This is a genomic window from Oceanobacillus kimchii X50 (assembly GCF_000340475.1).
Taxonomy (GTDB): Bacteria; Bacillota; Bacilli; order Bacillales; family Amphibacillaceae; genus Oceanobacillus; species Oceanobacillus kimchii.
In genome coordinates, this window is record NZ_CM001792.1 from 687,164 (window position 1) to 706,853 (window position 19,690).

Below are 19,690 nucleotides of genomic sequence, written 5' to 3' on the forward strand. Positions count from 1 at the left end.
TTGGAGAAGTACGAACCTCATTGTTATAAAACCAAGTAATCTTATTTGAATAATTATAAGGAGGAGAATTTAATGAGAAGTAAGTTAATGAGTATAGCTTTAGTGATAATAATAAGTAGTTTAATAGCAGCATGTGGATCTGATTCAAGTGCAGCAGATGGAAAGCCTGATAAGATTCGGTTAGATTATGCGTATTATTCACCAACAAGCCTTGTATTAAAAGAACAAGGATGGTTAGAAGAAGCCTTAGAAGATGAAGGAATAGGTGTGGAGTGGGTACTAAGTCAAGGTAGTAATAAGGCTTTAGAATTTTTAACAAGTGATAGTATTGATTTTGGTTCTTCTGCAGGATCTGCAGCGCTTGTTTCTAAAGCCAAGGGTTCTCCAATTCAAAATGTATATATTTATTCTCAACCAGAGTGGACAGCTTTAGTTGCTGATTCTGAGTCAGGAATCCAATCGGTAGAAGAATTAAAAGGAAAAAAAGTGGCTGCCACGTTAGGTACGGATCCATATATTTTTCTACTACGGGCTTTAAATGAAGCTGGATTAACAGCGGCTGACTTAGAAATTGTCAATTTACAACATGGTGATGGAGCGGTTGCTTTGTCTAAAGGTTCCGTAGATGCATGGGCGGGGCTAGATCCACATATGGCTCGAGCCGAATTAGAATCTGATGCAACCTTGTTTTATCGAAATAAAGAATTTAACACATATGGTTTTTTAAACGTGCGAGAAGATTTTGCAGAAGAATATCCAGATTATGTTCATGTTGTGATTGAAGCGTATGAAAAAGCAAGAGAGTGGACAATAGATAATCCAGAAGCAGCTGCACAGATTTTATCTGAAGAAGCAGAGATGTCACTAGATGTAGCGAAACAGACTTTAGAGAGGAATGATTTTTCCAATTCCATTCCTGGAGATGAGCATCGAGATACGTTAAGAAATTCAGCAGAGGTTCTTCTAGAGGGAGAAGTTATTGAAGCTGATACGGACATTGAGAAGGTTGTAAATGAACTTGTCCAACCATCATTTATAGAAGAGCTAAATAAATAATTAGAGGTGGCTGTCTTGTCTAAGGTGTCTGAAGAAGTTATTAATTGGGATAAAAATAAGTTTAAGAGAAACAAATCATTTTTGTCATATGAAGTAATTTGGATGGGAAGTATTATTCCTATTTTGCTATTAATTGTCTGGGAAGTGTTAAGTAGATTTGGTTACTTTCCTACGTATTTATTACCTGCACCAACGACAGTTGTTGGTACGATCATCAATCTTGCTGAAGATGGATCTTTATGGGGGCATGTAGGTATTACCTTATATAGAGTATTTGCTGGATTTTTTCTAGGTACTGCTGCCGCTCTTATGCTCGGTGGACTCGTAGGTTTGTATAGAAAAGCAGAATTGTTATTTGATCCATTAATACAAGCTTTTCGGGCTATTCCTTCTTTAGCTTGGGTTCCGTTATTTATTCTGTGGATGGGAATTGGTGAAGTTTCTAAAATTACCATGATTAGTGTCGGCGTCTTCTTTCCAGTGTATTTAAATATCATAAGTGGTATCACAGGCGTTGATCGAAAGTTGATTGAAGTTGGTAAAATGAATCGATTGTCTACCTTTCAACTTGTCCGAAGAATTATATTACCCGCATCGTTACCTTCTTTTCTTACAGGTCTTCGAAGTGGGTTAGGACTTGGATGGATGTTTGTTGTAGCTGCTGAATTAATGGGCGCAAGTCAAGGTTTAGGATATTTATTGATTGCAGGTCAAAACACACTATCTCCTGAAACGATTTTAGCTAGTATATTGTTATTTGCATTCATTGGAAAAGGTACAGACTGGATTTTGAAAAAACTAGAAAGTCGAACATTACATTGGCAAGATCGAATCGTAAAGTCTTAAAAATAAAGGAGGATGGGTCGTGAGTTTGGAACTAAAAGAAGTAAGTCGAACTTTTAATGGTACCCCTGCAATAAATAATATATCGTTTCGAACAAAATCCGGAGAAATTGTAGGACTACTCGGAACAAGTGGCTGTGGAAAAAGTACCATTTTACGTTCAATTGCTGGGTTGGATACCAGGTACTATGGAGAAATTACCATTAACCAAAAACGAACAAAGGGAATACAAGCATCGATAGGTTATATATTTCAAGAGCCGAGGTTATTACCATGGTTAAATGTTATGGAAAATGTAACATTTGGATTAACAGGTAAAAAAATAAATAAAAAGCAACGAGGTTTAGATTATTTGAAAAGTGTTGGACTCTCTCAAAAGGAGAACCTTTATCCAAAGCAACTTTCAGGTGGTATGGCTCAACGTGTAGCAATAGCTCGAGCTCTAGTCACTTCTCCAGAGATTCTATTACTAGATGAACCTTTTAGTGCATTAGACGCATTTACGAAAATGCAATTACAAGATTTATTATTGTCTATATGGAGTAAGTATCAAACAACAATGGTACTGGTGACTCATGATATTGATGAAGCTCTGTTTTTATGTGATAGAATACTAATTTTACGTGGACAGCCTGGAACGGTGGCTGCAGAAATTGTATTGGAACAATCAAAACCTAGATTAAGAGGTAGTCAAGAGATGGCAACTTTAAAGGCAGAAATTTTGGAAATCCTTCAACTTGAACGTGGAGAAGAAAAGAGTATACAAGAAAAAAGATATACGGTGTAATAATTAATGTAGTGAACTGAAAAAATCGAAAAATCCATACGTGACTTTCTACGGGCGGTTGTCAGCTTACTCGTTTCTTTGTTTTTCCTCCCGTAGAGATTACGTATATCTTCAACATTCCTTTCGTTCTGTTCTAAGCTCAAAACTTGAGGTGTTTTTCGTTGTTTTGTTATTTTTTTAATGATTTTCTATTTCATATCTTCCTGCCTCTATATCGGATTGCAATGAAGATAGATAATTTTTTAATTCTAAATCCTGGATACTGCCCAGTTCACTCCATTTGAAATTAAAAGGCTCTTCATCAATAAGCATGGCAAGCCAGATATCCCCGTTACTTCGGTAAGTAGCAATTAATTTGTACTTTGAAGTGTAGGGAGGAATCTTAAATGACATTCCTCATCATTCCTCGCTAATTAAGTTGTATATCTAATCTTATATCGGTAATTATTTAAGGATATCAACTAAATTGAATAAATAATTAGGTATTTACGCCTAATTATTTATTTGGGGATGAATATATTATAATGAATTCCTTACATAGGACCCCATTGAATGAGAACTCCTATTATCAAAGCTATTATTGCAATTACTAGCCAGACAAGAAATAGAGGGAAAACCCATTTTAACCATTTTGTATAAGGTACTTTAGCTACAGCAAGACTAGCCATTAGAATTCCTGACGTAGGAAAGATTAAATTAGTCAGCCCATCCCCAAATTGATACGATTGAACTGCAACTTGTCTAGTGACTCCAATCATATCAGCTAATGGAGTTAGAAGCGGCATTGCTATCATTGCTTGTCCACTACCTGAATTTACTAAAAAGTTAAGCAATGAATTTGAAATAAACATACCAATTGCTGAAAATACTGGTATTAAATTTTCAAGAGGTACTGATAATGCATATACAATTGTATCAATAATCATTGCTTCTTCTAATATAACAATAACTGACCTCGCTAACCCTACCACTAAGGCTCCGTAAATAAGGTTTTTAGCCCCATGTAAAAATGTTTCAGCTAGAGTATTATAATGCATTCCTGCAATAATTCCAGAACCAAGTGCAATAAATATAAAGAAGGCAGACATATGATTTATCGTCCACTCGAGTTGAATAGACCCATAAACGAAAAAGCTTAGACAAAGAGCCACAAAAATTAATATTAATTGATGCCTCTTCGTGAAAGGAGCATTTAAACTATCCATCTCATTCGTTGCTTCGTAAGTTCCTACTATACTTAACTCTGGGTTTTCTATGATTTTCTTTGCATATCGCCAAATGTAAGCAATCGTTAAAGAAAGCATCAAAATGAAAATAATTATTCTAAATAATAACCCAGAAAATATCGGAAGACCGGCAATATCTTGTGCTATACCCACAGTGTAAGGATTTAAAAATCCTACACTAAATCCAACAAAATTAGATCCAAATGTAATAGCTGCTGCAACAATTGGATCAAGCTTTAATGCTCGCGCAATTATTACTCCGACCATTACAAAAGCAATAACAGCATTTGCTACCGCACCAACTGCTCCAATGAGTGCAAAGATTGTAGATACTGATGCAATAAGCCAAAACTCATTTCCCCGAGTGAGTCGTACAGCTTGGTTAATTAAACCCTTTAAAGCACCGGAACGTTCAATAATTTCAAACATTCCCCCAGTAAATAAGATCAAAAATATAATATCCGCAGACTCAACCATACCCGTTTGAATAGCATTAAAAAAATCTAAAAATCCTAATGAATTTCCATCCATTGATTGATAAGTATCTGGTATAACTTTTTCAACACCATCAACGTTTTCTCTCTCAAAGCTACCTGAGGGAATAATATATGTTGCTATATAAGCTACTAATAACACTAAAAATAGAATGACATATGTATCGGGCATCACTAATCTTGACTTTCTTTTTTGTCGGGAAATATCTTGCTTGTCCTCCATATTCAACCTCCTTGTGGCTAATTACCCTATAAATGTAAAAAACAAAAATCAGAAAATATTGTAAATATATCTCCCGATTATATCGTATTGATTAATAAATTCAATAAAAGGTAAGCAATATAGAACAAAATTATTAGTTAGCGATATGAATATGATTCTAAAGAAGGAATTTAATAATGGCATTTATTAATGAAGGATCCGATACATGTTACGAAAAACAATTGCCACACTTTAAAAAGGATGGGGACAACTAAAAAAGATAAGTGGGAAATCACTGCGTAAATGTCCGATTCTATTCAAAGGTCTTTAGGTCATGCCATTGTGGTACTAACATCTAAGTGGTCAAGAGCGAAAAGTCCACTAAATGAAGCTTCACTTTTTCTTTTTTACTTTTGTATATTTTATACAAACTAGAGAATAATTAACTGTTTATGTGGAATGGTAAAAAAAACTGTATGTTTGGAGGTATCATGTTGAGAAGATCAATATTATCTAAATTAAAAAATATTCAATCAGATAACAAACGTGCTACTTCTATACAGGTATCTGCAAACACGAAATTATCGGTATCAAGTAAGGTAATTACTAACCTTCAAAATATAAAGGATACGATAGGTAATCCAGAAGATTTAAATTTACGTAATATTAAAATCGGTAAGATGAATACGAACTGTGGGATTGCCTATATTTCAGGAATAACCGATGAAATTCGTATTAATAATAATATTATTAAAAACCTTCAGCAAAATTTAAAAGATATTGACGTCGATCTAATAGAGAATATTAAGTTAGAGGTAATATCAATAACTTCTATTGAAGAATCTGAGAATATGGATAAGATTATTGATTATATTTTAGATGGACAGACTGTATTTTTTATTGATGGTGAAAAGAAGGCTTTAATCATCGGTTCTACCGGTGGTAAAGAACGCTCTGTGGAGCAGCCTCAATCTGAAACATTAATACATGGACCAAGAGATGGTTTTATAGAAAATTTAGAGGTGAATTTGTCTTTAATTCGAAAAGATATAAGAGATCCGAAATTACGTTTTAAAAGTTTTGAAATCGGATCTAGGTCAAAACAAAAGGTAATGCTTTGCTATATAGAGGATATAATTAATCCTAATATTCTAGAAGAAGTTACACGAAGACTTCAATCTATAGATACCGAATACGTAACGGATTCTGCACAAATTGAACAATGGATTGAGGATAGTTCACTATCTCCTTTTCCTCAAATGATAAGTTCAGAACGACCAGACAAAGCGTCATTTGAAATGTTGCATGGAAAATTTGTAATTTTGGTGGATGGCACTCCTTTTTCTATTATTGGACCTATTGTTTTAAATGATATTGTGAAATCAATGGAAGACTATAATCAACGTTGGATAACTGCTTCTTTGATACGTAGTTTGCGATTTATCGCATGTATAATTGCGTTATTTTTACCAGCGATCTACATCGCGTTGGTATCTTTTCATCCCGGGATGCTGCCTACATCTTTAGTTTTTTCTATAGCAGCTAGTAGAGAGGGAATGCCCTTTAATGCAGCTGTTGAAGTGTTGTTAATGGCAATGGTATTTGAGATGCTTCAAGAAGCTGCTATACGACTTCCAAGGGTAATTGGTCAAACCATCAGTATTGTAGGAGGTTTAGTAATTGGGGAATCAGCTGTAAATGCTGGAATTGCTAGTCCGATAATCGTTATTGTGACAGCGTTAACAGCTATTGCAAGCTTTTGTGTTCCCTATTATAGTGTAGCAATTAGTTTTCGCGCAATTCGCTTTGGAGTTATGTTAGCCTCAGCATTACTTGGATTGTATGGGCTGATATTATCGTTAATTGTAATGGTGATTCATATTACTAACCTAAAAAGTTTTGGAGTGCCATACAGTATTCCTCTTATGCCAATGGTGAAAAGAGATTTATCAGATACTATTATCCGTGCACCAATTACTGTTTTATCGAAGCGAGAGAATTTTTTGCAGAATAATTTACATCAATCTAAAAAAGGTCGGAAAAGTTAATGAAAACAGTGAACTATACGGATGGGAGAATTTCAAATAGAGCAATTGGTTTTTCGATTCCAAGTATGATTGTGGCTGTAGGGATCCTAACTTACCCACGTTTATTAGCAAGTAAGACAGAGGCAGCGGATGGATGGGTAACATTAATTATTGCTGGATTGATCTCAATTATAATTACTTGGTTGATTGCGAATATAGCATCCAAATTTCCTAATCAGTCATTTTTAAATTATGCATCTTTTTTGTTAAGCCGGCCTGTTGCAGTTGTTTTTTCGCTTTTATATATCATCATTTGTTGGTTTATTGTAGGGTATGAATTAGCGTTTATTGCGGATATATCACAACATTATCTTTTTGATAGAACCCCATCAGAATTTGTTATATTAGCATTCTTATTAGTTATTGTGTATGCAGTTTCTGGTGAGAGAAATGCAGTGTTTCGTATGTGTTTTGGATTTATGACCTTTTCGGTCATTGCTACTGTTGCGTTAGTAATTATGGCATTGCCATTTGGTGATTTTAAACATCTATTACCGATTTTTACTACGGATTGGAAGACGTATATAAAAGAACTTCCAAACGGCATTTTATCATATACGGGAGCTTTTATTTTATTATTCTATATGAAATTAAATAGAGATCCAAAAAATGGTCCTAAAAGTGCCTCTGTGGGAATGTTAGTTGTAATAATACTATATGTTGCAATATATCTAAGTTGTATAGCTGTGTTAGGAAATGTTACGACAGCCAATACAATCTATCCATTAGTGGAGCTTGCCAACACAATTCATTCAGCAGGCCTTCTGGACCGTATTGAATCTTTATATTTTATTATATGGAACACTACCATATTTCTCACTTGTATCCTTGCATATGATGTTAGTGTCATGATAATTACAGATTTATTCCCTAAGGCTAATAAAAAATATGTGGCGTTTGGATTATCCCCTATTGCATTTTTGTTATCCATACTACCGGCTAATTATTATCAACTCGGGTTATATGCAACAATTATAAGTTATTCATCCGTTATCGTGACAATTTTAACTATATTGTTCTTATATATTATGTATATTTTTAAACGCAAGAAAAAACAGGAGATAAAACCATGAAAAAGTTATTAGTCAGCATTATAATTACTTCTTTTCTTTTTTTAACAGGTTGTTGGGATAGTTTGGAATTAGAAGAGCGAGCGTTTTTATCTGGAATTGCGATTGATCTTCCTCATGACAATACAAACCAAACTTTAAATGTGACCGAACAAATTGTAGTTCCAAATGGGCTGATTACCTTACCAGCATCTAGTGGTACTGGAAAAGGTTTTCGAAATATTGTGGAGGAAGGAAGAACAATTTATGAAGTAGGAGATGCAATAGAAAAACAAGAGGATAGAAAATTAGATGGTAGCCATATAGAGATTGTAGTTATTTCTGATGAAGTTGTGAAAGAAGAATATCAATTAGCAGATGTTGTAGATGTATTTATGCGTGAAAAACGAATGAATAGAGAAGTGATACTTTCTATTGCGGAAGGATCTGCTGGGGAATTATTGTACATTGAACCACAAGATGTAAAATTGCCTTCTCAATATTTAACACAACTCATTATAGGAAATTACCGATCAGTTGGGGGAGATCCACAACGATTTGGAAATATGCAACAATACTTTATTAATAATCGTAGTTTTACGTTGCCCTTGTTAACTACGGAAGGGTCTTCAACCGGTATTGATTTGACGGGTCTAGCTGTTTTTAGTGGGGATAATTCTAAAATGATCGGAGCTTTAAAAGATGACAATCTAGAAGGTTATATGATTATACAACCTATGTATAATGGTTCAGTAACAACAAAATTAGATAATACCTATGCAACTTTTCATATTCCAGATGGAAAAACAAAGATAAAATTAAAAAATAAAGACCCTGAAAATCTTCACTTTGAATTTGAAACTTTTCTAGATGCTGAGTTAGTGGAAACTTTTTATTCGGAAGATTTTTTTGCACATAAAAACATGAAAAAATTGGAAAGTTCTTTAGAAACAAGAGTGAAGAGTTTAATTACAGGAACAATAGAGAAGGTTAGGGATGAGTATGAAACTGATATTTTAGGTCTTGCTGAACATCTGATAACCAAGGAGCCGAAGATTTGGAAACAAGTAAAAGATGATTGGGACTATGGAGAAAATTATTTCAAGGATGTGGAAATTACGTTATCAGTAAATATTGATATTAAAGAACCGGGAAATTCAGTGGATACGGATTAGGAGGGATTGGTTTGATGGATTTTATCGCAGACAGGTTAAATAATATTGCGTTGATATGCTTCTTACTATCTATAGCAGTTCCAATAACTATAAATTATATTAATTTCAAGTACCATCAATTAACCGACCCGAAATGGAAAAAAGAAGAGGATGAGCAATCAAAATCAAACCAACAGTAATATGTCTTTATTAGCTGAATAAAGAAAGGAAATGAATAGAACAATGATAGACATAATCATTTTAATATTGCTATGTATCGTAATTTTAGGGTTTCTATTCACGCTTTTGAATTGGCGTAAAATAATTAAAAAAATGACAAAAAAATATGGTTCCATTATTATGTCTGATAAATATCAAGAAAATCTGATTGAAATGTTGGCTGGTTTTAAACATATGGGAATTCAAACTACATTTGAGAATAATCTGAGGTCAGAGTTTGGAAAGATTTTGCATCGTCCATTGGGATCTACAAGACAATGGCCGCACTTTGAAAGCATTACGTTTATACCAGCTCAAGCGGCGAAATTCCCAACGGATCACGATGTAGCGGTAGATATTTCAGTAACAATTGGACCAAAAGCAAAAAAACCACTTGAAATTAATGCTCCCTTTATGATTAGTGGAATGGCATATGGAATTGCGTTAGCTAAGAATGTACGTCTTGCTTTAATGGACGCTGCGAATAACGTAGGAATTGCAATAAATTCTGGAGAAGGTGGAATTTTAGACGAAGAGATAGACAGTGCAGATAAATACATATTGCAGTTTGGAAAGGCAAGATGGTCAAAAGATGAAAAATTGCTTAAAAAGGCAGATATGATAGAAATAAAATTCGGACAAGGAGCATTACTTGGAATGGGAGATGTAATCATTCCAAGGGATTTACAAGGACATGCAAGGAAAGTTATGGGGTTAGAAGACGATGAAGACGCGGTGATTCATAACAATTTCTTTGAAAATCAGACGATGAAAGACCTAAAAGATTTAGTACAAGAGCTTCGACGAATTAGTGGAGGGGTACCTATTGGAGCTAAAGTTGGAGCAGGAGGTAAGATAGAAGATGATATTGACACTCTATTAGAACTCGATGTTGATTTTATAGCAATAGATGGTGGTCAAGCAGCTACGTATGGGGTTGCTCCAATTTTAACAGATGATTTCGGTATTCCCACTTTGCATGCTTTAATAAGAGCAGTTAACCATTTAGAAAAATTAAATAAAAAAAGTGAAATCAGTCTTATCATTTCTGGAGGAATGTTTACACCTGGAGAGTACTTGAAGGCAATAGCATTGGGTGCGGATGCAGTTTATCTAGGTTCTGTATTATTATTTACAGTTGCTCATAAACAAGTTCTAGATGCAGTACCATTTGAACCGCCTACTCAAGTGGTGTGGAGTGATGGAAAGTATAAAGATAAATTTGTGCGAGAAGAAGGAGCAAAAAATGCTACCAATTATCTTAAGTCAACTATCGAAGAATTAGAAGTCGCTATTCGTGCTATGGGGAAGAAAAAATTATCAGATGTTACTAAGGAAGATCTGGTATCTTATGAGAAAAATACTGCTGAAGCAGCTGGGGTTCCATTTACTACACATCCTTATTCAGAAGGCAAAGTAAGTCACCCATCCCTCAAAAAAGAAAAGAAGAAGGATCCTCTAATAGAATTGTAATTAAAGCTTTCTCTACAATTAAGCAGAGAAAGCTTTTAGTTTAGTCAAATTGTCCCTTAGTAATATTTCAAACAAAGCTACCCCGATGCCAATTAATTTTATTTATTCTGGGATTAAATAGCTCTGCCTTACTCAGAATTTATATTGCATAGAGAAGTATATTAACCGTAACAATAACTAGTTTAATATCTTTTCACCTTCATTCATTTCATTGTCATCCACTAACTTTAAAATTAGAAATACATTTTGAATACCTTCTTCCTTATATACTTAAATTATTTATTACAGAATACGCTTAAATGGTGTTTTTGTATGTTTTTCTATCATGAATTTTAAAAGATAGATCAACTGTTCTTAAGAGATTTATATTAGTTTTAAAGGTAATTAGTAGAGAAATATACATTTATTTTTAATGTAAAAATTTATTGTTGTTCTAACTATTTGTAAAGAATACTGTTTTTATAAGAACAGAAATTTAAGAATTCTTGTAGCTGTGATTTCATATGCTTAGAGTATACAAGCTTTTGAGAACCATCAAACACTGGATAATCTTTTTCAAAAAAGGGGGTTTTTTGGTGACCAAGTTTCAAACATTTATGGAAAAGTATTTCATGCCAGTGGCGGGAAAACTTGCGGAGCAGCGGCATCTTAAGGCAATCCGTGATGGTATTATAGCAGTTATGCCATTATTGATTATCGGAAGTATTTTTTTAATTATTTCTTCTCCACCAATTAAATCGTGGGCTGAATTTATGTCGCAATATGCTCCAACATTAAGTATTCCGGTTAATGCAACATTTGGTTTGTTAGGATTAGTCGCAGTATTTTCCATCGCTTATAGCTTGGCTAAGAGTTATGAGATAGATGGATTATCTGCCGGTGTACTTGCATTATCAGCATTTTTTGTAGCTACGCCATTAACTGAGGATGGGAATATACCATTGAATTTAATGGGAAGTGAAGGGCTGTTTATTGCGATTGTTTTAGCTATTTTTACGGTAGAGGTGTTTCGTTTTTTTAATCGAAGGAAGTTAGTAATAAGAATGCCTGACACCGTTCCCCCATCTGTATGGAGAGCGTTTACAGCATTAATTCCCGGTGCAGTTATTATTACTATTGTATTTGGAGTAGATGTGTTACTTACACATTGGTGGGATTTATCTTTACATGATATAGTTGCGACAGTATTAAGACAACCATTAGAAATGCTTGGTGCTAGTTTTTGGGGCGCGATGGTAGCAATAATATTAATTCATTTATTATGGGCATTTGGAATTCATGGTATATCGGTTGTCGCAAGTGTGATGGCTCCAATTTGGTATAGTCTTACCGAACAAAATGTAGCTGCTCATCAAGCAGGTGAAGAATTGCCGCATATTATTGGCCAACCATTTATGGCTATCTGGTGGGCAGTCGGTGGATCGGGGATGGTTTTAGCACTTACATTACTATTTTTGTTATTCTCTAAATCAAGACATTTAAAAAATGTTGGAAGAGGATCAATTGGTGCCAGCATTTTTAATATTAGTGAACCGACAATATTTGGAGCGCCTGTGGTAATGAATCCGATATTAATGGTTCCTTTTATACTTGCTCCATTGACTGTTGGAATTATTACTTACGTTTCGATGGCGATTGGTCTTGTTGGAAAACCGTATGTAATTGTACCATGGACAACTCCAGCACCGTTTTCTGGGCTTCTTACGACAGGGGAATTCAGTGGGCTTGTTTTAATGATTATTAATATTATTGTTGCGATGGTAATTTATTATCCTTTCTTTAAGATGTATGATCGACAGTTATTAAAAGAAGAAACTGCAGATGCTACAGATAATATAAAGGAAGAAGGAAAAAGTGAATGAGTAGAAAGAAGTTAATTGTGAATGCAGATGATTTTGGATTGTCACCAGGAGTTACGATGGGAATTTTGTATGCACATCAGTTTGGGATTGTATCAAGTACTACAACAATGGTGAATACCGTGTTTGCAAAAGATAGCATTCAACTTGCTAGAAATTTTCCAGATTTAGGTGTTGGCTTACATGTAGTGTTAGATAGAGGTAAGCCAATTTCTTTAACTGTACCAAGTTTAATTGATAGGAAGGGAAACTTTTTAAAAGGGGAAGAGTTGTTAGAGAGTGCTGAAAAGAAAGATGTAAAAGAAGAGATTATTTGTCAGTTAGAGCGATTACTTTCATGGTATCCAAAGGTCACACATTTAGATAGTCATCATCATGTTCATACACATATTTCCACTGTTGCAGAAGCTATAGAAGAAGTAGCTAAAGAATATCGGTTACCGATAAGAACGTTAGATGGATTTACAATTGGCGATATTTTAACACCAAGTAAATTTATTGGAGGATTTTACGGTGAAGGAGAAGTCAGTGCAACATCGTTAATAAATCTTTTAAATAATATAAAAGAAGATGAAGTAACCGAATTGATGTGCCATCCAGGTTTTCTAGACAATTGGCTAATGGACCAATCTAGTTATCAACAACTTCGGGTACAGGAACTAGAAACACTTATTAATCAAGAAGTAAAAAATTCAATATTTTCGAATGATATAGAATGTACTCATTATGGGTGTTTTTTATGATTCGTGATATTGACGATAATAAATTGTATCGCTATAATTAACTTAATATCACGATGTACGGAAGGAGAATTAATAAAGATGAATTCAATTAGATTACGTTCCCCAAAGATTTTGAACAAATAACTGAATATGTTCAAGCTCTACCTGTTTTTTAGGAGAGTAAATGGGAGTAATCTGTCTTATACGAATAAATCGTCTTAAATTAGTTTCTCAATGATTGAGGGGATGGTACATTACAAAAGGGTTTGGTCAAAAGACGGATGATAGCTAGAATAAGCGTCAGAAATATACGAAGTCTCCAGAGGGCGTATCATAGTTGGAAACCCACCCCGTAATGCGGAGCATTCGGATGCTCACCAGCTGTAGCTGGATAAGCTGGTATATTTCTGAAACGGGATTATTTATCTTTTGCGTAATTACTTATGTCCACCCCCCCTTATCTATAGTTTTTCTCATTTACGAAAACACAGGTAGAGTACCTGTGTTTTTTTGTATAGGAGGATAAATATGTATATGCTATTGTTCTTTTAATTCATACGAGCTTGTCATTATTAATCATTTAATCAAGCTCGTATCGATATAGCTAGCTATCGATACGAAGTAATATTATTCGGAGGTAGCTATCAATGGAAAGAATTTGTTTTGAATTAGAAAATATTGAATTGACCTATTTAGATAAAGAAATTTTAAAAATTAACCGACTAGCCATTCATCAATTTGATCGTATTGGTATTGTTGGAAAAAATGGATCGGGAAAGAGTAGCTTATTGAAGTTACTTGCAGGAAAAATAGATCCAAATAAAGGCATCGTTCACCAACACGCAAGTTATGCCTATTTCGAGCAAATGGAAGCCCCAGATAAAACTTTAACAGGAAATGAAGATCCTGCTTTGTTAGGAAAACTACATGTTCCATCTCAATTGGATTCAATAAGTGGAGGAGAACAAACTCGGTTGAAATTAACGCAACTTTTCTCAAAGTATCGAGAAGCTTTATTTATTGATGAGCCAACAACACATTTAGATCAAGACGGAGTTGCATTTATTCAATCTGAACTAGAATTTTATTATGGAGCTTTAGTATTAGTAAGCCATGATCGTGCCTTATTAAATAAATTAGTATCGACGATTTGGGAAATTCGCGATGGCTGTGTTTTTGTTTACGCAGGCAATTATGATGAATATGAAAAACAGAAACAGCTTGAGTTAGAGCAAAAACAGGAAGCTCATCATCAATTTGTGAAGGAAAAATCCCGTCTAGAAAAAGCTGCAGATCAAAAGCGTTCAAAGGCTAATAAAATGATGAAAGGTGAAAAAGCAAATACCCGCTCCAAAGAAGGAGTTAACCGGATGTTCGCGACAAAATCAAAAGATGCGACGCAAAAAGCGATACAAAAAAGTGCAAAAGCTATTGAAAAACGAATAGATCAATTAGAGGAAATTGCTGCCCCTGAATCAAGTCGCCCAATTAACTTCTATAAGTCAAAAGCACTTGAATTGCACAATAAATTCCCTATTATAGGTGACCAATTAACTTTGCAGGTAGGGGATAAAGTTTTATTAGAAAAAGCAAGATTTCAATTTCCGCTTGGCGAAAATATTGCAATTACTGGAGAAAATGGAACAGGAAAAAGTTCATTACTGCAACACATTGTACAACGTGGAGACGCATTGGATATTTCACCTAAAGTAACATTTGGTTATTTTCAACAACTGAGTTATCAGCGGAATATTAATGAGACAGTGCTTGAATTTTTGCAAAAGCGAACAGAATATGAGGAAGGATTTTTAAGAAGTATTCTTCATTCTATGTATTTCTCGGGAAATGATTTAAGGAAAAAGTTGAATCAATTAAGTGGAGGAGAGTCGATTCGACTGCAATTAAGCTATTTGTTCCTAGGAGAATTTCATGTACTAATATTAGACGAACCAACGAATTTCTTAGATATACCAACTATCCAAGCTCTAGAGAATTTCTTCCACTCATACCCCGGGACAATCGTATTTGTTTCGCATGATCAAACATTTATTAATCATGTTGCTACGAGGAAATTTGTTATTAATAACAAGAAGTTATATGAAGTATAATAGAATTGGGAGAGGTTGAAGTTTATGAAAATCATATTCCAAAATAGATTTTCAACCAAGACAGAGCTTTATGTGATGAAAGGATTCAACCGATTATTGTTAAATAAGTGTGGATCGATTAAACGAATTATTCATGAAATCGAACAAGATATAGAAGCAACAAATAACCGAAAACTTTAAATGTAACTCACAAAAAACTGCCTATTAGGCAGTTTTTTGTACATAGGTATATCATTATTAAGTTCTAAAAAAGAAACTGTCTTTTACTATGGAATTTGTTTAATTAGGAAATGAATTGAAAAGTTTTTTGCCATTTAGAAATTTCGTTTAACAATTAGAATGGGAGTTGTATATGACATAAAAGTTAAAGCAGAAGCGAAACTTTTGGATAAGCTAGTGATGGAGTTGAATTAGTAAAGAAGTTTAATATAGAAAAAAGTATAGGGTATTTGATATCATAGTCCACTAGTGAGTAGTTATGAAAAATTTAAAGAACGACATGAATTGCATCATGAGGAGAGAAGCACATGAAAAAATGGATGATTAGTATTATTATGTTGTTAACAATTGGGGTTGTAATTGCTAAAGTGAACAGTCCTGAAGTAACGTTTGCACATGTATTACCAGAAGAAATGAATGATTCAACAGAAATAAAGGAAATTACGATTTATGAGATTAAACCTTCTGGAAAACCACGAGAAATTGTTTTATCTAATAAACAAGATATTGATAAACTACTCCAAGTATCAAAAAATATGAAGTTGAAACAGACAGACGAATATGCCCATAGTGGTTATCTACTTCTATTAAGTGATGAAAATCAAACATATACTATTACAGTAAATGATGACGGGATTTTGGATATGGATACACATGATAATCACTATACAATTAAAGGAGAAAATGACTTATTAAAAATAATTAAATCATTTGAGGATAAGTGGGAGCCAGTTCAAGAAGAAGAATAATAATGCTGATCAAAATTACTTACTAACATTAAGTGAGTAAATTTCATAATAGCCAAGTTTCATTAAAAAATGAATGATTGTTGTGTTCGGATTACAGAGGATTCTTAGCTTTGATTGTAATGGAGGACGGCGACTCCTGCAGGAATAGCACGAGCTGAAAATCAACTAGAAAAATGGTCTTTTTTTCTAGTTAGTTGAAGCCGTGCCTGCGGAAAGCGTCGTCTGCAATGGAAATCAAACAGCACAACATTTAGATTTCAAACTAAATACTTTAAAACTATGAATAGATTCAAAAGCTATTCCATTAATGTTATTTATAACTGCTAAGATGAAGTCTATGCTATAGTTAAGAGGAAATTTGAGATTGAAGCTATAGGAGAAAAAAATGCTATTAATTATAGATAACTACGATTCTTTTACATATAATCTTGTACATTATTTGGAGAAATTTTCAATTGAGTTAATGGTAATAAAAAATGACCAAACAACAATAAAAGAAATTATTGAATTAGATCCTGAATATATCTTGCTATCACCGGGTCCTCATAATCCAGATCAGGCAGGGATTACCTTAGATGTGATTAAGTTTTTTCATGATAAAGTACCAATATTAGGAGTTTGTCTTGGACATCAGGCAATTGGACAAGCATTTGGTGCGAATATTATAAAAACTAAACCGATGCATGGAAAACGCTCAATTATATTTCATGATGCTAAAACGATATTTATGGATATACCCTATCCTTATTTAGTAACACGGTACCACTCATTAGTAATTGAACGTGCTTCATTACCTGAAGAATTAGTAATCACATCTGAATCAGAAGATGGGGAGATAATGGGAGTTCGACACACCACTTTCCCAATAGAAGGTGTTCAATTCCATCCAGAGTCTATTTGGACAGAATGTGGTGAAAAATTACTCCTTAATTTCATTACTCATTATGCTAATTATAAGGAGCGTAGAAACGATGCAACAGACAGGGAAATTGATATTTGATTTTGCATTTGATGAACAAAAAAAGAAAAGATTAGTTTTTCTAGATCCAGTTGATATGATTGTCGCGAATGCGAAATCTGAAGTTATTTCTGCTATGGAAAAAATTGAAACCTATACAAATCAAGGCTATTATGCAGGTGGGTATATATCTTATGAAGCAGGAGAAGGATTTGATAATAATTTAAAAACTTCGGACGACTTTGAACTTCCTTTAATTATGATGGGGATCTATAAACAACCTTTAGAAAAATCAATAGATGAACAGGAGTGTCCACAAACATCCGAGCTATTCGATTGGGAGATGTCTACTTCTAAAAAAAAATATCTAAAACATGTATCAACCATCAAAAATTCTATAGCCCAAGGTGATACATACCAAGTTAACTATACAGTGCGTTTACATTCCAACGATGTAGTTTGTGATCATAATTTATATGAAAAATTAAGTAAAGCTCAAAAAGCAAATTACTGCGCCCACTTACAGCTGGGTAGATATAACATTGTATCAGCATCTCCTGAGTTATTTTTTCAATTAAAGAATGGCAAGATACTCACGAAACCGATGAAAGGTACGATGAAGCGTGGAAAATCCATTGAAGAGGACATTCGGAATAAGCAATTGCTATCGGAGTCGATAAAAGATCAAGCTGAAAATTTAATGATTGTAGATCTATTAAGAAATGATATCTCTAAAATTGCAAAAAAAGGTACTGTAAATGTACCAAAGCTATTTAATATCGAGAGTTATCCTACTGTATTTCAAATGACATCTACGGTTTCTGCAGAAATTGAAGAAAATGTCGGGATTATAGATATATTTAAAGCATTATTTCCATGTGGATCGATAACAGGTGCACCGAAGCAAAGTACGATGCAGATTATTCAAGAACTCGAAAACAGTCCGAGAGAAGTTTATTGCGGAAGTATTGGATATATTACACCGAATCAAGAGGCGCTCTTTAATGTAGCTATACGTACTGCGTTAATTGATACAGAACAAAACACAATGTCTTATGGTGTTGGTGGTGGAATTACTTGGGATTCTGATCCAGAAGCTGAATATCTAGAGGCTTGGGCAAAGGCGGAAATACTCAAATCTCTTAACGAGACTAATATTGAATTGTTAGAGACAATGAAATATGAAAATGGCCACTTTTTTTTAATAAATAATCACTTGAATCGATTAAATAAATCAGCTGAATATTTTAATTTCTCAATTTCTATAAAAGAAATTGAACAAAAATTATATGAGTATGCAGAAGAAAATTTAAATCAAAAACAAGCGTATAGAGTTCGATTATTAGCCAATAAACGCGGTGAAATTAAAATTAATTCCACAATTATTCCAGTGATAAATGAAAAAACAAATTACTCATTTCAACTTGCCGCAAGTCCAATAAATAAGAAGAACCCATATTACTACCATAAGACAACATTTCGTAAGATGTATGAAAAATTTCGAGAAGAATTAGGAAATGCGTTTGATATCTTACTTTGGAATGATAAAGAAGAGCTAACGGAATTTACAATGGGAAATCTCGTTGTAAAAGTAGAAGGAGAATATTGGACACCTCCTATAAAGTCTGGTTTACTTGCTGGTACTTTTCGTCAACAGCTAATTGATGAGAAGAAAATCAAGGAAAGAATCATATCTAAGTCGGAATTAGAAAGAGTTGACGAAATTTGGTTTATAAATAGTGTGCGAGGTTGGATGCAGATGTTTCAACAGTAAAAATTCGGGTACACTACTCATAGATGCTTAATAATGAAAGGATGAGTTAAACATGAGTAAACACATTGCAGTATTAGTCACAGATATGGTAGAAGAAATCGAATTAACTGATCCAGTTAAAGCTTATAAAGAAGCGGGTCATACGGTAGATATTATTAGTAATGAAGGAAATAAAACGATTAATGGTAAAAATGGAGATAAAATCGAAGCGGACAAAGGTATTAACGATGTAGATCCATCTTCTTATGATGCATTATTAGTACCAGGTGGATTCTCTCCGGACTTACTTCGGATTGATCCTAAAAATGGAGAATTTGCAAAAGCATTTATGAAAGACAATAAACCAGTATTCGCGATTTGTCATGGACCTCAATTCTTAGTGGAAACGGACTTACTGAAAGGTAAAACATTAACTAGCTTTGTTTCCGTGAGAAAAGACCTTGAAAACGCTGGTGCGACAGTTAAAGATGAAGAAGTAGTCGTTGATGGTAATCTTGTAACAAGCAGAACACCGGATGACTTACCAGCATTCAACCGCGAATCACTAAAATTGCTTGAAAAATAATAATAATAATTAGGAAAGGGGCTGGATATAACTAGCCTCTTTTATTTTGAGAGATAAGAAAGTATAGAATTTGGACTTCATATTTTTTGTAGACAGAAACGACAAAGTCCAGGTCCAGCTCCGACTCAATTAATACTTTTAATTTT

At 33.8% G+C, this 19,690-nt stretch carries 18 protein-coding genes; 16 read left to right on the forward strand and 2 right to left on the reverse strand.

The genetic code is table 11. The features are described from left to right. Nucleotides 1-72: 72 nt before the first annotated feature. From C794_RS03815 to C794_RS03825, 3 genes are read left to right on the forward strand one after another with little or no spacing between them, the layout of a single operon-like run. Nucleotides 73-1,056 (forward strand): aliphatic sulfonate ABC transporter substrate-binding protein, encoded by a 984-nt coding sequence (locus C794_RS03815; protein ID WP_017795809.1) that lies wholly within the window; start codon nucleotides 73-75, stop codon nucleotides 1,054-1,056. 15 nt (nucleotides 1,057-1,071) lie between these two features. Next, nucleotides 1,072-1,902, forward strand: a complete 831-nt coding sequence (locus C794_RS03820) for an ABC transporter permease (RefSeq protein WP_017795810.1) — start codon at nucleotides 1,072-1,074, stop codon at nucleotides 1,900-1,902. Between the two features lie 19 nt (nucleotides 1,903-1,921). Continuing rightward, nucleotides 1,922-2,686 (forward strand): ABC transporter ATP-binding protein, encoded by a 765-nt coding sequence (locus C794_RS03825; RefSeq protein ID WP_017795811.1) that lies wholly within the window; start codon nucleotides 1,922-1,924, stop codon nucleotides 2,684-2,686. 177 nt (nucleotides 2,687-2,863) lie between these two features. Here C794_RS03825 and C794_RS03830 read toward each other — a convergent pair whose 3' ends face one another. Next, complete coding sequence (locus C794_RS03830; RefSeq protein ID WP_017795812.1) at nucleotides 2,864-3,079, reverse strand: hypothetical protein; 216 nt, start codon at nucleotides 3,077-3,079, stop codon at nucleotides 2,864-2,866. A gap of 140 nt (nucleotides 3,080-3,219) precedes the next feature. After that, complete coding sequence (locus C794_RS03835) at nucleotides 3,220-4,629, reverse strand: YfcC family protein (RefSeq protein WP_017795813.1); 1,410 nt, start codon at nucleotides 4,627-4,629, stop codon at nucleotides 3,220-3,222. A gap of 470 nt (nucleotides 4,630-5,099) precedes the next feature. Here C794_RS03835 and C794_RS03840 point away from each other — a divergent pair, with 470 nt between their 5' ends. The 13 genes from C794_RS03840 to C794_RS03900 all read left to right on the forward strand — a co-directional run bounded on the left by C794_RS03840 (nucleotide 5,100) and on the right by C794_RS03900 (nucleotide 19,544). After that, nucleotides 5,100-6,656 carry a spore germination protein gene (locus C794_RS03840; RefSeq protein WP_026133711.1) on the forward strand — a complete coding sequence of 519 codons (1,557 nt, stop codon included), beginning with the start codon at nucleotides 5,100-5,102 and terminating at the stop codon, nucleotides 6,654-6,656. Continuing rightward, nucleotides 6,656-7,768, forward strand: a complete 1,113-nt coding sequence (locus C794_RS03845) for a GerAB/ArcD/ProY family transporter (RefSeq protein ID WP_017795815.1) — start codon at nucleotides 6,656-6,658, stop codon at nucleotides 7,766-7,768. Before C794_RS03840 ends, C794_RS03845 begins: the two co-directional genes overlap by 1 nt. After that, complete coding sequence (locus C794_RS03850) at nucleotides 7,765-8,919, forward strand: Ger(x)C family spore germination protein (RefSeq protein ID WP_017795816.1); 1,155 nt, start codon at nucleotides 7,765-7,767, stop codon at nucleotides 8,917-8,919. Before C794_RS03845 ends, C794_RS03850 begins: the two co-directional genes overlap by 4 nt. 11 nt (nucleotides 8,920-8,930) lie before the next feature. Continuing rightward, nucleotides 8,931-9,098, forward strand: coding sequence for a hypothetical protein (locus C794_RS20625; RefSeq protein ID WP_154648730.1), 168 nt, complete (start codon nucleotides 8,931-8,933; stop codon nucleotides 9,096-9,098). A 43-nt stretch (nucleotides 9,099-9,141) separates the two neighbouring features. Beyond that, on the forward strand, nucleotides 9,142-10,590 hold the full coding sequence (locus C794_RS03860; RefSeq protein ID WP_017795818.1) for an FMN-binding glutamate synthase family protein: 1,449 nt from the start codon (nucleotides 9,142-9,144) through the stop codon (nucleotides 10,588-10,590). A gap of 596 nt (nucleotides 10,591-11,186) precedes the next feature. Then, entirely contained in the window at nucleotides 11,187-12,452 is a 1,266-nt protein-coding gene (gene celB / locus C794_RS03865) for a PTS cellobiose transporter subunit IIC (protein ID WP_039819745.1), read from the forward strand. Further along, nucleotides 12,449-13,192 carry a carbohydrate deacetylase gene (locus tag C794_RS03870; RefSeq protein WP_017795820.1) on the forward strand — a complete coding sequence of 248 codons (744 nt, stop codon included), beginning with the start codon at nucleotides 12,449-12,451 and terminating at the stop codon, nucleotides 13,190-13,192. Before celB ends, C794_RS03870 begins: the two co-directional genes overlap by 4 nt. Before the next feature lie 626 nt (nucleotides 13,193-13,818). Further along, nucleotides 13,819-15,279: an Msr family ABC-F type ribosomal protection protein gene (locus C794_RS03875; protein ID WP_017795821.1), complete on the forward strand. Its 1,461-nt coding sequence runs from the start codon at nucleotides 13,819-13,821 to the stop codon at nucleotides 15,277-15,279. Nucleotides 15,280-15,303: 24 nt separating this feature from the next. Beyond that, nucleotides 15,304-15,459, forward strand: a complete 156-nt coding sequence (locus C794_RS20630) for a hypothetical protein (protein WP_017795822.1) — start codon at nucleotides 15,304-15,306, stop codon at nucleotides 15,457-15,459. A 347-nt stretch (nucleotides 15,460-15,806) separates the two neighbouring features. Further along, nucleotides 15,807-16,247, forward strand: coding sequence for a hypothetical protein (locus tag C794_RS03885; protein ID WP_017795823.1), 441 nt, complete (start codon nucleotides 15,807-15,809; stop codon nucleotides 16,245-16,247). Between the two features lie 385 nt (nucleotides 16,248-16,632). Beyond that, nucleotides 16,633-17,247 (forward strand): anthranilate synthase component II, encoded by a 615-nt coding sequence (locus tag C794_RS03890; RefSeq protein ID WP_017795824.1) that lies wholly within the window; start codon nucleotides 16,633-16,635, stop codon nucleotides 17,245-17,247. Further along, nucleotides 17,219-18,979: an aminodeoxychorismate synthase component I gene (pabB, locus tag C794_RS03895; RefSeq protein ID WP_017795825.1), complete on the forward strand. Its 1,761-nt coding sequence runs from the start codon at nucleotides 17,219-17,221 to the stop codon at nucleotides 18,977-18,979. Before C794_RS03890 ends, pabB begins: the two co-directional genes overlap by 29 nt. A 52-nt stretch (nucleotides 18,980-19,031) precedes the next feature. Then, complete coding sequence (locus C794_RS03900; RefSeq protein ID WP_017795826.1) at nucleotides 19,032-19,544, forward strand: type 1 glutamine amidotransferase domain-containing protein; 513 nt, start codon at nucleotides 19,032-19,034, stop codon at nucleotides 19,542-19,544. The last annotated feature ends 146 nt before the right edge of the window (nucleotides 19,545-19,690 follow it).